General features: G+C 74.1%; 12 protein-coding genes. 4 read left to right on the top strand and 8 right to left on the bottom strand.

Features of this window, described 5'->3' with window-relative positions:
• Positions 1-378 precede the first annotated feature (378 nt).
• Positions 379-549: a hypothetical protein gene (locus tag H6H00_RS25270; RefSeq protein ID WP_185718170.1), complete on the top strand. Its 171-nt coding sequence runs from the start codon at positions 379-381 to the stop codon at positions 547-549.
• A 4-nt stretch (positions 550-553) separates the two neighbouring features.
• On the opposite strand, the gene H6H00_RS25265 is transcribed toward H6H00_RS25270, so the two are convergent.
• The 5 genes from H6H00_RS25265 to H6H00_RS25245 all read right to left on the bottom strand — a co-directional run bounded on the left by H6H00_RS25265 (position 554) and on the right by H6H00_RS25245 (position 6,100).
• Entirely contained in the window at positions 554-1,324 is a 771-nt protein-coding gene (locus H6H00_RS25265) for a universal stress protein (RefSeq protein WP_185718169.1), read from the bottom strand.
• A gap of 16 nt (positions 1,325-1,340) precedes the next feature.
• Positions 1,341-1,673, bottom strand: coding sequence for a cupin domain-containing protein (locus H6H00_RS25260; protein ID WP_185718168.1), 333 nt, complete (start codon positions 1,671-1,673; stop codon positions 1,341-1,343).
• Between the two features lie 1,304 nt (positions 1,674-2,977).
• Complete coding sequence (locus H6H00_RS25255; protein WP_185718167.1) at positions 2,978-3,871, bottom strand: universal stress protein; 894 nt, start codon at positions 3,869-3,871, stop codon at positions 2,978-2,980.
• 2 nt (positions 3,872-3,873) lie between these two features.
• A complete protein-coding gene (gene gap / locus H6H00_RS25250) occupies positions 3,874-4,899 on the bottom strand; it encodes a type I glyceraldehyde-3-phosphate dehydrogenase (RefSeq protein WP_185718166.1) in 1,026 nt (341 codons plus the stop codon).
• 223 nt (positions 4,900-5,122) lie between these two features.
• Positions 5,123-6,100 carry an Acg family FMN-binding oxidoreductase gene (locus H6H00_RS25245; RefSeq protein WP_185718165.1) on the bottom strand — a complete coding sequence of 326 codons (978 nt, stop codon included), beginning with the start codon at positions 6,098-6,100 and terminating at the stop codon, positions 5,123-5,125.
• On the opposite strand from H6H00_RS25245, the gene H6H00_RS32915 reads away from it, so the two are divergent.
• The gene (locus H6H00_RS32915; protein ID WP_369408062.1) at positions 6,094-6,519 is read left to right on the top strand and encodes a universal stress protein; all 426 of its coding nucleotides are present in this window, start codon (positions 6,094-6,096) and stop codon (positions 6,517-6,519) included. The two genes, H6H00_RS25245 and H6H00_RS32915, sit on opposite strands and share 7 nt — an antisense overlap.
• A 63-nt stretch (positions 6,520-6,582) precedes the next feature.
• Here the strand turns inward: H6H00_RS32915 and fdhA are convergent, their stop codons facing one another.
• Both fdhA and H6H00_RS25230 read right to left on the bottom strand, forming a co-directional pair.
• On the bottom strand, positions 6,583-7,800 hold the full coding sequence (gene fdhA / locus H6H00_RS25235) for a formaldehyde dehydrogenase, glutathione-independent (RefSeq protein ID WP_185718163.1): 1,218 nt from the start codon (positions 7,798-7,800) through the stop codon (positions 6,583-6,585).
• A gap of 130 nt (positions 7,801-7,930) precedes the next feature.
• Positions 7,931-8,488 carry a type 1 glutamine amidotransferase domain-containing protein gene (locus tag H6H00_RS25230; protein ID WP_185718162.1) on the bottom strand — a complete coding sequence of 186 codons (558 nt, stop codon included), beginning with the start codon at positions 8,486-8,488 and terminating at the stop codon, positions 7,931-7,933.
• A 262-nt stretch (positions 8,489-8,750) separates the two neighbouring features.
• Here H6H00_RS25230 and H6H00_RS25225 point away from each other — a divergent pair, with 262 nt between their 5' ends.
• On the top strand, positions 8,751-9,368 hold the full coding sequence (locus H6H00_RS25225; protein WP_185718161.1) for an NADPH-dependent F420 reductase: 618 nt from the start codon (positions 8,751-8,753) through the stop codon (positions 9,366-9,368).
• A gap of 49 nt (positions 9,369-9,417) precedes the next feature.
• Here the strand turns inward: H6H00_RS25225 and H6H00_RS25220 are convergent, their stop codons facing one another.
• Positions 9,418-10,569 (bottom strand): 5,10-methylene-tetrahydrofolate dehydrogenase, encoded by a 1,152-nt coding sequence (locus tag H6H00_RS25220; protein ID WP_221775664.1) that lies wholly within the window; start codon positions 10,567-10,569, stop codon positions 9,418-9,420.
• 321 nt (positions 10,570-10,890) lie between these two features.
• Here H6H00_RS25220 and H6H00_RS25215 point away from each other — a divergent pair, with 321 nt between their 5' ends.
• A complete protein-coding gene (locus H6H00_RS25215; RefSeq protein ID WP_185718160.1) occupies positions 10,891-12,639 on the top strand; it encodes a bifunctional diguanylate cyclase/phosphodiesterase in 1,749 nt (582 codons plus the stop codon).
• The last annotated feature ends 24 nt before the right edge of the window (positions 12,640-12,663 follow it).

The following is a 12,663-nucleotide window of genomic DNA, read 5'->3' as shown; positions in this document are numbered from 1 at the left end:
CCCCTCGGCTCGGTCCGGACGGGCCCGGTGACGTCCCGCCGCACGTCCGTCTCCGGTGCGCGATGGGAGTGGCCCACCGGCGTCGACGCGGAAGGTGCCCGACGGGTCGCAGCGGCGGTCATGGCGCAGCGGCCGGACGGTGGCTGGACGGATCCTCGGCAGGCGATGGCGCTGGCCCGGGCGGCCGGGCTCCCGATCAGCGGTACGGGGAACGGCGCCGGTCCGGTGACAGTGGGTCGAACGGTCCTGTCGCTCCGGGTCACCACGGACCAGCTGGGGGGTCCGGCGTCGATGGTGGGGCGCCGCGGCACCGACGGCTGCCTGCGGTGTGACGGACCGGTAGCCGGCCAGGCTCCGGAACGCACATCCAGTTCGGTGGTGCGCGACGTCCTGGCGCGGATGGAGTGGCTGGCCGTGGTGCTGCCCGAGTTGATCGAGGCCGAGATCGACCCATTGGTGCTGGACGCCGAAGACCCGCTGTTCGTCGCACTCCGTGTGCGGTTGGCGCCGGCCACGCTGGACGAGCTCCCGCGGCATCGCGCCGGCTGAGGCCCTACACGGGGCCGACCCCCACCGGGGGGTGCACGACCGTGACGGGGCAGGAGGCGTGCAGGACGCACTGCAGGCCGACCGACCCGAGCATCATGCTGGCAACCCCCCCGCGGCCCCGACTGCCGACGACAAGGAGGTCGGCGTCTCGGCCCGCGCGGGTCAGAACGGCGGCCGCGCCACCACCGACGGCGGAGACCGTCACCGGCGGAGGGTGGGGCAGTTCGTCCGCCGTCCCGGCGGTGACCTCGTCGACGATTCGTGAGGTCTCCTGGAGCACGTCGTCGTGGATCCGCTCCGTGGATCCGATCGAGCCGACCGGTACGCCGCAGAGCCCGGCGAGGGTCTCTGCCGTGTCGAACGCCGCTACCACCTCCACGCCCGCTCCACGCCGCGCGGCGTCGTGAAGCGCGAACGTGAGCGCTGCGCGGCAGCCCGGTGAACCGTCCATCCCGACCACGACGCGGCCGCTCTTCCCGGTCATGTCCTGCACCTCTCCGTTCGATCGAACTTCCTGACGGTTCGGCGGACCTACCGCCAGGTGGCGACGGAGCTCGCGCTCGATCAGCACCGGGAGGTAGGCGATCACCGTGGGGGAGCCGTACTCGGCTCGGGTCCGACGTACCTGCTCGCGCACCGATTCCGCGGTGGGGTCGCCGTCGACAGCGAACTGCCGGCAGAGCCGGTCACCGACCTCGAGCAGTTGTCGGGCCACCACGTCGGCGGGGAACAGATCCGGGTCGAGCACTGGTCGCACTTCCGTGCCTTCCTCCACCGGTACGGGTGTCGAGTCAGCCCGTCTTCGCCACAGTCAGCAGCACCGCTGAGTCCTCGAGCGATTCGAGGGCGTGGCGGGCGTCGGGCACGATCAGCAGGTCCCCGGGCGAGCCCTCCCATCCGAGGTCGCCGGAGGTGAGCCGGACCCGTCCGTGCAGCACGTGCACGGTCGCCTCGCCGGGGTTGGCGTGTTCGTCGAGCTTCTGGCCGGACACCAGCGCGATCACTGTCTGGCGCAGCACGTGCTCGTGGCCGCCGTAGACGGTCGCCGCGCTGCGTCCGCTCGGCGCGGTCACCGCGATCTCCAGCTGTTGGCGGGCGAGCGCGGTGAGTGAAGACTTCTCCATGGCGGACCTCTCGTGAACACGGATCGGGCAATGCGACGCGGGCGCGGGCGCATCCCTAGCTCGTAGCTCAATCGTCTGCCCCGTCTGGGCCGTGGCATCAGAGGACAACGTCACTGGGTCCCTGCCGAACTACCCGGTGGGCCTCCGCGACGTCGATCGCTTCGCGGGGAGGCGTCTGCTCTTGTCGGTCCCGCAGGACGTAGTGATCGAGCGGGACCGACCCGGACCGGGTCGAGCCTGGGCAGCCTGTGGGTGCCGGGCCGAGATCCTCCGCCGGACCCGATGACGACCCGACAGAGCGCGGGTCGGCCGGACTCGCGACTCCGTCGACCGCGGCCGCCGCGGAGACAGCGGGGCGCGGCCAACGCCATCGACAAGGCCCAGGCGACGATGCGCCGACCGGTCGCTAGTGGTTGGTGCCGGTTGAAGGGCTCGATCGCCCACGACGTAGCAGTTGCTGCTCATCCGCTCGACGAGGCACCGTAGCGCTGGGTGGTCCGCACCCGGCGGCTCTGCTCCACCCCTCCGCAGGGACCCGATCCCGGGCGGACGGTCTCGCGGAGCACGGGCAAGGCGCGGTCTCCTGGTGGCGCCACACCGCGACATCGCGCCCGGTGCTGAGCGGATCCTGACGGGCGACTGATCGAATACGAGGTCGTCAAGAGCAACCGTAGATCGACATTCGTTCAACGTGGTGGTTCCGTGGCTGGTCCGTGGTCGGCGCGCCTCCACCGCTGGTGGGCGAGGCGCAGATCCCGCCATGTGTTGCTGCGTGGTCGGGCGTGGCCGGTGCGTGGTCACGCGGCCCGCGTTGTCTCCAGGTGCCCAATGCCGGTGCAGAACCGGCGTCGATGCGACCACCAAGCTTCTCACCGATCGCGCGGTCATTGCTGATGTGGAAGACGGCCAGCGGGGGTCACGTCACTCCTTTCGCGGGTGTGCTCCTGACGAGGAGGGACGTCGGAAGGGTCGGAGAGGCACGTGCATCGCGAACGGGTCGGCTGAGTGACCAACTGAGTGACTACGGCCGGGGGAACGGGCGGACGTGGTTGGACGTGCATGGACTCTGAGCTGCGGAAACGTTCTCCACTGAGGACGTCAGGAGCCCGTCCGGTGTGCCTGGGGTTCAAGGGGTCGCAGGTTCACATCCTGTCGTCCCGACGGTCGAAACGGGCGGTTCCTCTTCGTGAGGAACCGCCCGTTTCGTGTTCCCGACCCGGCGGGACCGGGCCGCACGGCCTCGCTGCGTCGCGGCCCGGCTCAGGGCTCCGCCGCCCGGCTCGCGGACGGGCGGCCACGGCGCTTCAGAACAGGACGCTGCGGTCGTGCGGGTGGTCCAGGCCCGCGGTGGCCGCCTGCGAGGTCTGGGCGTCCTGAGCCACGTGGACGGCCGCGACGGGGTCCACGACCACGACGGTCACCGGGCTGCGTCGCAGCACCTCACGGCTCGTCGACCCGAACAGCGCCCGCGCGTAGGCGCCGTGCCCCCGAGTCCCGACCGCCAGCAGCCGTGCGCCCTCCGCGGCTCGGAGCAGGGCCGTGGCCGGGAGGTCGTGCACCACGCTCACCTCGACCGGAACGTCGGGGAACCGCGCGGTCCACGGGCTCAGCTCACCGCACAACCGGTTCCGGGCCTCGATGTCGGCAGCGAGCTCGGCCGCCGGCAGGACCGGCGCAGTGGCGACGGCGCGGGAGTGCAGCACAGCCACCCGCCCACCGTGCCGGCGGGCGTCGCAGAAGGCGACGGTCAGCGCGGGCGCGTCGCCCTCGACGGTGTCGACGCCGACGAGCACCGGGCCGTGCGGCGGCACGGGCCCTCCGCGGACCACCACGACGGGGCACGCGGCCCGGGTGCTGACGTCCAACGCCACCGAGCTCACGAGGACCCGGTCGACGCTCCCACCCATCCCGACCACCAGCAGGGCGGCGGCCGATGCCGCGTCGAGGAGGGCGAGGACCGGCTCCGCCGGGGAGAGGGTGGTCGACACGGCGAGTCCGGGTTCGGCGCGCCGGGCCACGGTGACGGCCCGGGCCAGAACCCCACGGGGTCCCGGACCGGCGGTGCCGGCGTGCACGATCCGCAGTGACGCCCCGCGCAGCCGCGCCTCCGCGGCGGCCCAGCCCACGGCGTGGAGCGCGTGGTCGCTGTCGTCCACACCGACCACGACGTCGGTCCGGCCCCCGGGTCGCTCGTGCATCGTCAGGTCCTGTCCGGCATGGTGCGGGCCATCAGGTCCGCCAGGTCGACGGTGCGCTGCGTGTAGCCCCATTCGTTGTCGTACCAGCCGAAGACCTTGACCAGGCTCCCCGTGGCCTGGGTCAGGCCGAGATCGATCACGCACGAGGCGGGGTCCCCGATGACGTCGCGCGACACCAGCGGTTCGTCCGTGCACCGCATGACGTTCTTGAGCGGGCCGTCGGCGGCGGTGCGGAAGGCCCGGTTGACCTGCCCGGCGGTGGCGGTGGCGGTGCCGCTCAGCAGGACGGTCAGGTCCACCAGCGACGCGTCGACGACGGGCACGCGCAGCGCGACCCCGTCGAGCCTGCCGGCCAGCTCGGGCAGCACCTCGCCGATCGCGCGTGCCGCTCCGGTGCTGGTGGGGATGATGTTGACGGCGGCGGAGCGGGCCCGGCGCAGGTCGCGGTGCGGGGCGTCGACGAGGTTCTGGTCGCTCGTGTAGCTGTGCACGGTCGTGAGCAGGCCCTGCTCGATGCCGAAGGCGTGGTGCAGGACCTGGGCCATCGGTGCGGCGCAGTTGGTGGTGCACGAGGCGTTGGAGACGAGGTGGTGGTCGACGGCGTCGTAGACGTCCTGGTTGACCCCCATGACGATCGTGGCGTCGAGGTCGTGCCCCGGGGCCGTGACGACCACCTTGCGGGCACCCGCGGTGAGGTGGCCGCCGACGTCGCCACGGGAGCGGAAGCGTCCGGTGGCCTCGACGACGAGTTCGACGCCCACCGCGTCCCAGCCCAGCCGGGTCGGGTCGGGCTCCTGCGTCGCCCGCACCGCCCGGTCGTCGACGGTGAGGTACCCGTCGGACACGTCGATGCGGCGTCGCCACTCACCGTAGGTGGAGTCGTGGCGCAGGAGGTGCGCGATGGTCTCGGGCGGGGCGAGGTCGTTGACCGCGACGATCTCGAAACCGGGTTCGTCCCGGTCGAGGGACGCACGGAGCACGCTGCGCCCGATGCGTCCCATGCCGTTGATGCCCACCCGGACCCGCATCGGTCCCACCCCGCTTCGATCCGACGGTCTGCTCGGACCTCCAGCGTGTGCGTGACCCGTCGCCGCGACCACCGTCCACCGGCCGGTCTTCCCGGGACGGGCGCCGGCGCGGGTCGGGACCATCGGCCCTGCCCGTCGCCGGCACGCGCCGGGACCGCGTCTGCGCAGGGCGCGGAGGAACGGGGCATCGCGGAACCGCTCCGACGTCCGGGACCCGGCGCCCTCAGGGCAGGAGGACCGACCGCAGCGGGCGGCGCGGGGTGGCGGGGAGCGGGTCGGCGTGGGTGGCGGGCCACCCCAGGCGCAGGACGATCTGCGGGTGCTCCGGGACGTGCAGGACGCGGGTGCGCAGCGCGTCCCGGACCGTCGCGACCTCGGTCGCCTGGCTGAGCGGGGTGGTCGCCAGACCGGCGAGCGTGGCGGCCAGCAGCACGGCGCTGAGGGCTTCGCCGGCACGGAGTCGGTCGAGGACCCGGTCCTGCGCGGTGGCCACGACCACGAACTCGGCGGCGTCGTCGGTGCCGCCGTGCCCGGTGAGCTGGCGTCGCTCGCGCAGCCGCCCGCCGGGGAAGGCGCGCAGCGGGGGCGAGCTGTCGCGGCGGAGCCTCGCGGTCGTCGCCGTGGCCGGGATCCCGTCGCTGGCGGCGGGGAGGCGGTGGGTCCACAGGCGCAGCTCGGCCGGGTAGCCCGGGACGGACCGCTGCAGCCGGCCGGCGTCGTCGAGGGCCAGGGCGAGCCGGTCCCGGGCGACCGGTCCGCTGACGGGCACCAGGAGGGCCCCCGCCCGGCGGGCGTGCTCGGCCAGTCGTCCCAGCAGCTTGACGGGCACGGGTCGGTGGCTCATCCGCCGCCGCTCGGTCCGGCGGGCGGAGATGGCCGGGAACAGGCCGGCGTCGACGGCGTCGGGTCGTCCCGGTCCGATCGACACGGACGCGAGGTGCGTGGAGTCCTCGGGATCGGGCAGCCGGTCGACGACCGCGGCGGCGCCGTGCGCGGCCAGCGCGACGGTCAGGTGGTGCAGGGCCGCCCCGCAGCTGAGGACGAGATCGCGACGGTCCGGGTCGGTCACCTGGAGGTGCCGGTCGGGGTCGGCGTGCAGCTCGACCGCATCCGGGGTGATCCGCCAGCGCCACGGCTGCGAGTTGTGCACCGACGGGGCGTGCAGCGCCTCGTCGAGGGCGGCCGTCGGTATCGGTGGCACGCGATCACTCTCCTCGTGGTGGGTGTGGTGCCGACCGGTCCAGCCTCGGTGGGCCGCGCGGCCGCCGCCAGGTTCGTCCGGCCCCGGATGCGGGACCTTCGGCCCGGACCGCACCGCGGTGGCGGGCACCGACGGCTCGGGGAGCACGCGCCGGCCGGAGCGGGGGCGCTCGGCGCGTCGCACACCCCCGGTGCCGAGGTCGAACGGGAGCTCGTCGTCGGGTACCCCGCCGGCGCGCACGGTGCTCGGAGCCGTCGGCCCTGCTCGGGTCGGTGAGCACGGCACTCGTGCGCCACGCCGACTGCCCGGTCGTGGTCGTCGGCCCGCTCGCCCGACGACCGGTCCGGCCGGGCGATGGGGCGGGTGTCCGCACGGTCGAGCCCGGTCGCGGGCGGCAGGGGGTCGCCGGCGACCCGTGACCGGGGGGGGCGAGGGTCTCGCGGGCCCCCGCCCGCCGGACGGGCCGGCAGACCCCCCGCTCGTCAGGTGGCCGGGATCATGCCGTGCGGGTCGAGGATGAACTTCCGCGGGACGCCGGCGTCGAACTGCGCGTAGCCGTCCGGCGCCCCGTCCAGGGGGATGACCGTGGCGTTGACGTTGCGGGCGATCTGCACCCGGTCGTTGAGGATCGCCATCATCAGCCCGCGGTTGTAGCGCAGCACCGGGCACTGGCCGGTCGCGAAGGAGTGGGACCTGGCCCAGCCCAGCCCGAACCGCATCGACAGCGCACCGACCCTGCTGGCCTCGTCGGCGGCGCCGGGGTCGTCGGTCACGTACAGCCCGGGGATGCCGATCCGCCCACCCGCCCGGGTGATCTCCATCGCGCTGTTGAGCACCGTCGCCGGCGCCTCGCGGCCGTCCTCGGTGTGGGCCCTGGCCTCGAAGCCGACGCAGTCGACGGCGGCGTCCACCTCGGGCACGCCCAGGATCTCGGCGATCTGGTCGGGCAGCGGGCCCGCCGAGGGGTCCAGGGTGGCGCACCCGAAGCTGCGCGCGTGCGCGAGCCGCTCGGCGTTCATGTCGCCGACGATCACCACCGCGGCCCCGAGCAGGAACGCCGAGGTCGCCGCGGCGAGACCGACCGGTCCGGCCCCGGCGACGTAGACCGTCGAGCCGGTGCCCACGCCTGCCGTGACGCAGCCGTGGTACCCGGTCGGGAAGATGTCGGTGAGCATCGCCAGGTCGCGGATCTTCGCCAGCGCCTGGTCCCGGTCGGGGAAGCGCAGCGCGGTCCAGTCCGCGTAGGGCACCATCACGTACTCGGCCTGACCACCGGGCCAGCCGCCCATGTCGACGTAGCCGTAGGCGCCGCCGGGACGCTCGGGGTTGACGTTCAGGCAGATCCCGGTGTCGCCCTCGTGGCAGGTGCGGCAGCGCCCGCAGGAGACGTTGAACGGCACCGAGACGATGTCGCCGACGGCGAGGTTCTCGACGTCGGGCCCCTTCTCGACGACCTCGCCGGTGATCTCGTGGCCGAGGATCAGCCCGACCGGCGCGGTCGTGCGTCCGCGGACCATGTGCTGGTCGCTGCCGCAGATGTTGGACGCCACGACCTTCAGGATCACGCCGTGCGGGCACCTGCGGTTCTCGTTGCCGGCCGGGACGCCCGGGCCCGGTCGCAGGACCAGCCCGGGGTAGTCGACCGTCTCGACGGTCACCGTGCCCGGACCCCGGTAGACCACCGCACGATTGTCCGCCATCACGGTCTCCTCGCTGCTCGTCGTGGGGACCAGCCTGGCTCGCGGTCCCGCTCCGGGCACCGGCCTGCCGGGTCGGTGCGTGGGCCGTCGACTGCGCTGACGGGACGACGACCCGCGGTGCCGTTCCTCGTCAGCTCGGCACCCGCGACCTCGCGAACTGCTCCACGACGGCCGCGCAGAAGGCGGGCAGGTCGGCCGGCGAGCGGCTGGTGGTGAACTGCCCGTCGACGACGACCTCCTCGTCGAGGGCCTCGGCACCGGCGTTGCGCAGGTCGGTCCACAGGCTGGGCCAGGACGTGAACCGGTGACCGCGGACGACGTCGGCCTCGATCAGCGTCCACGGCCCGTGGCAGATGGCCGCGACGGGCCTGCCGGTGGCGACGAAGGACCGGATGAACCCGACGGCGTCGGAGTTGATCCGCAGCCCGTCGGGGTTGACGGTGCCGCCGGGCAGGAGCAGCGCGTCGTACTCGTCGACGGAGGCGTCGGTCACGAGCCGGTCGACGGAGAACGTCCCCGCCGACACCAGGTCGAACTGCCGGGCCTGGATCTCCCCCGGGTGGATCGACAGCAGGTCGCTGGACGCGCCCGCGCCGTAGAGCGCCCCGCGGGGCTGTTCCAGCTCGACCCGCTCCACCCCGTCGGTGGCCAGGATCGCGATCCGCTTGCCCTCGAGTGCGTGTGCCATGTGCGTCTCCCAGATGCCGTTCGACCGATGGACGGGCATCAGCGTCTCCGTGGCGGGGCGGCGCGGCGACGGCTCGGCGGGGCGAAGCGGCCGGTGGGGCCTCGGCCCGCCGTGCCGGGACGGACCGCATGCGGCGTCCGTTCGCCACGCGGGCTGCCGAGGCCCCGCGGACCGGCATCGATCCACCGGGCCGTCCGGGGAGGCGACGGATCGATCCACCGGGCCGAGGACGGCGGGCGGCGGGCCGGGCACCGTGCGGGGCATGGATATCGCGATGATCGGAGCGGGCACGGTCGGACGGGCGTTGGCCTCGTCGATGGTGCGTGCGGGGCACACCGTGTGGGTCAGTGACGTCGACGCCGAGACGGCCAGGGCCACGGCCGGCGCGACCGGCGCCACGGCGGCCGGCTCGAACCGGACCGCGGCGGATGCCGCACAGGTGATCGTGCTCGCCGTCCACCACGACGCGGTCGGTCCGATCCTGGACGAGCTCGGCCGGGCGGTGGACGGCAAGATCGTGGTCGACGTCACCAACCGGATGGATCCGCAGCAGCTCGACGGGACGTCCAACGCCGAGGCCACCGCGGCCCGGGTGCCCGCGGCGCACGTGGTCAAGGCGTTCAACACCGCACTGGCCGCGCGTCAGGCGGACCCGGTCGTCGACGGCGTGCAGCTCGACGGCTTCGTCGCGGGCGACGACGAGCAGGCCAGGAAGGCGGTCCTGGACCTGGTCGCCTCGATGGGGTTCCGACCGGTCGACGCCGGCGAGCTGATCATGGCGAGGGCGCTGGAGGCGATGGCGATGCTGAACATCAGGCTCAACATCAGCAACGGATGGCCGTGGCAGGACGGCTGGAAGCTCGTCGGCCCGACCGGCTGACGGGGCTCGGCGGTGGGGCCCCCGGAGCGTGCGCACGCCGACTGCGCCGCTACGGGCCGCCCGGTCCGCCGTCCTGCACGGTGTCGTCGCGCCGGCCGGTGGGTGTCGGGTGGTAGCCGTAGGCGGCGGTGCGCACGCTGTCCTCGTCCTCGAGACCGGAGCCGACGGCGCCGCCCACCGTGGCCAACGAGGTGATGATCCACGCGAGCACCGCGTAGTCGGCCGGGCCGGCCGGCCGGCCCAGGCTCTGGGACAGCACGGTCGGGTCGATGAGGAGCGCGGCCGCGGTGACGGTTCCGGCGAACAGCACCAGGTAGGAGACGCAGGTCGCGAGGCCCAGGGTGAGGGCGGTGCCCGCGTTGAACAGGCGGGCCAGCTCGCGTGGGGTCTCGCCGGACGCCCTCTCCCACAGGTCGTGCGCGACGATCAGCCAGACGACCAGGCCGACGAGGCTGAGCAGCATGATCAGGGTGAGCCGGGGGCCGTCCAGGGCGGCGCCCATCTGCCAGATGGTGTTGGTGGTCAGGGCGAAGGCGGCCGTGCCGAACGCGCCGACCACGAGCTTGGACAACCCGAGCAGCGCCCGGCCGGGACGGTTGGCACGCACCATGCCCGCCAGCAGCCGCATCCCGCCGGTGATGCGGGAGGACACGAAACCGATCTCGCCGTCGTCGGCGTCGTCGACCACCCGGCGGACGGGGGCGACGCTCTCCACCAGCCTCCCGACCCCCTCCTCCCGGGGACGGGACCGGTCGTCGACCAGCGCGACGGCCAGGCCCTCGACCAGACCGAGCACTGCGGCAGGTGCCGCTGTGACCTGTCCGAGGCCGAGCGCCGGCAGCGAGACGAGCCCGACGCGGCGACGCAGCGAGTAGTGCGCGACCAGTGGCAGCCGCGAGACGTGCAGGGGCAGGTCGGTCAGGCAGATCGTGATGTCCCACCCTGCGGTCTCGCGGCGCTCCGCCACGTCGTCGAGCAGCGCGCCGAGGCCGGCGTCGCGGCGGGGGGCGACCGCACCCCAGTCGCTGCGCACCTCCCACCGCACCCGGCGGTCGACGTGCGTGCTCAGCAGCTCCGCGAGCTCGCCGGACAGCAGGTCGACGATCCGGGCCGGGTGGTCCGGTGGGGTGGCGACGAGCCCGACCACGACGACGCGCTCCCGCCCGTCGGTGCTCGGCTCGTGCAGGCGATCCGTGTCCACGTCATCCCCGCTCCTCGATCGCTGCACAGTAGAGGCAGCCCGTGGTCGACGGCGTGTCCGTCGAGCCGGGGTGGCCCACGAGGTGAGGCCGGGGCGGGCCCCGTCGGCCTGACGGGCCGTCGACCGTCGTCCACCGGTGCCATCGGGCCGCACATCGAGCCGGCTGCCGCGCCCGTCGTGCGTGCCGCACCGCGCCACGTGACCCACGACTCGCGCGAAACCGTCCGAACGGGGCAACGGCGGACCTTCTCGGGGCGATGGGGAACGTAGAGGATCCTGACGGCAGGTGCGCGACGCATCCTGGGACGAGGTGGTCGGAGGATGGACGTGGTGGCCGGCCCGCGGTGGGAGGCGTTCGAGGAGGCGTGTCGGCAGGTGGTGGCGCACCTGAAGGCGGAGATCCCCTTCGCGTGCTGGTCGGTGACCCTGTTCGACGACGATCACCAGGTGCACCTGTGGCTCGACGACGACTTCTACGGGTTGCGTCGGGGGCATGCGCAGCCGTTGTCGGAGACGTTCTGCCAGTACATGGTCGCCGGCCTGGCGCCGCAGCTCGCCCCGGACGCGATGTCCGTGCCGCGGTACGCGGCGGCGGCCGAGGCGGCCGGGATGTCCATCGGTGCGTACGCGGGGGTGCCGATCCGTGACGACGACGGGGAGCTGTTCGGCACGCTGTGCGGGTTCGACCCCGAGGTCCGTGGCGAGGACCTGCTCCGCCACGGCCCGTTGCTGCGCCTGATGGCGGGCCTGCTGGGTCGCACGGAGCACGTGGAGCGGCGGCAGAACGAGGCGGTCGTCGCGGTCGACGAGCTGCGCTGGTCGGCGATGCACGACCCGGTGACGGGGCTGGCCTCCCGGTCGGTGTTCCTCGACGCACTGGCCGACCGGGCGGCCCGCGCCGACGCGGTCGGCCCGCAGCCCGCGCTGGTGCTGCTGAGCGCGGGTGCGCTGCGCCGGGTCAACGCGGCGCACGGCGAGGCCGTCGGCGACCGCCTGCTCTCGGTGGTCGCGCAGCGGCTCAGCGAGGTGCTCCACCCGTTCGACACGGTGTCCCGGCTCGCCGGGGAGGAGTTCGCGATACTGGTGCACGACGCCGCTGCCCTCGCCGCCACGGCCGCGTGTGTCGACGACGCCCTCCGCGCCCCGGTCGACCTCGGCGGCACGGCCGTGCCGCTGGCCCCGGTCGCCGGCGTCGCGCTCCTCGACGGCGCGGACCGGGACGAGCTGCTGGCCCGGGCGCGCCGGGCGCGCGACGGCCCGGCCCGGACGGGGCGCGTCGGCGGGTGGATCGTCCTGGACCCGGCGAGCAGCCCGGGCGTGGCGGAGCTGCGCGCCGCGCTGCGGTCCGGGTCCGTCGACGCGGCCTTCCAGCCGATCGTGCGGATGTCCGACGGCCGCCTCGTCGCCCACGAGGCGCTGGCGCGCTGGACGCACGACGGTGTCGCGGTCGCCCCGGACGTGTTCGTGCCGCTGGCCGCCGGGGCGGGGCTGATGGCCGAGCTCACCGACCGGATGCTCGATCAGGCGGCCGCCCAGGTCGCCGCGTGGTCCCGGGAGCTGGGTCACCGCCGGCTCAAGGTCGGGGTGAACGTCGCCCCGGGTCTCCTGCTGGATCCCGGGTTCCCCGACCGGGTCGCCGAGCGGATCCGCCGGTACGGCCTCGCGCCGCGGCAGCTGGTCCTGGAGATCACGGAGGACGCCCTGCTCGACGACCTGCCGCGGGCGCGGGCCGGGGCGGACCGCCTGTGCGCGCTGGACGTGATCCTCTGCCTCGACGACGTCGGGTCCGGTTACTCCTCGCTGCTGCACCTGCGGCACCTGCCGTTCGAGGTCGTGAAGGTCGACCGCGCCTTCGTCGACGACATCGACTCCGACCCCGACGCGCGCCGCTTCCTGGCCGCGGTGCTCACCTGCGGGCGCGACCTGGGTCTGCGCGTGGTGGCCGAGGGCGTCGAGCGGGCCGGGCAGCTCGACGTGCTGCGCTCGCTGGGCGTCGACCTGGTGCAGGGGCACCACATCGGCCGCCCGGTCCGACCCGACGAGGTACCGCGCCTGTTCGGCCGGGCATGACGGTCCCGGCACCGTCCTGCTCGG

It is taken from the genome of Pseudonocardia petroleophila (assembly GCF_014235185.1).
In the GTDB taxonomy this organism is placed as follows: domain Bacteria; phylum Actinomycetota; class Actinomycetes; order Mycobacteriales; family Pseudonocardiaceae; genus Pseudonocardia; species Pseudonocardia petroleophila.
This window is presented reverse-complemented; position numbering and strand designations above follow the sequence as displayed.

Coding starts and splice junctions, on each gene's coding strand:
- gap (WP_185718166.1), bottom strand. CDS start 4,899: ATGCGGGTCCGGGTGGGCATCAACGGCATGGGACGCATCGGGCGCAGC.
- H6H00_RS25225 (WP_185718161.1), top strand. CDS start 8,751: ATGGATATCGCGATGATCGGAGCGGGCACGGTCGGACGGGCGTTGGCC.
- H6H00_RS25215 (WP_185718160.1), top strand. CDS start 10,891: ATGGACGTGGTGGCCGGCCCGCGGTGGGAGGCGTTCGAGGAGGCGTGT.
- fdhA (WP_185718163.1), bottom strand. CDS start 7,800: ATGGCGGACAATCGTGCGGTGGTCTACCGGGGTCCGGGCACGGTGACC.
- H6H00_RS25260 (WP_185718168.1), bottom strand. CDS start 1,673: ATGGAGAAGTCTTCACTCACCGCGCTCGCCCGCCAACAGCTGGAGATC.
- H6H00_RS25255 (WP_185718167.1), bottom strand. CDS start 3,871: ATGCACGAGCGACCCGGGGGCCGGACCGACGTCGTGGTCGGTGTGGAC.
- H6H00_RS25230 (WP_185718162.1), bottom strand. CDS start 8,488: ATGGCACACGCACTCGAGGGCAAGCGGATCGCGATCCTGGCCACCGAC.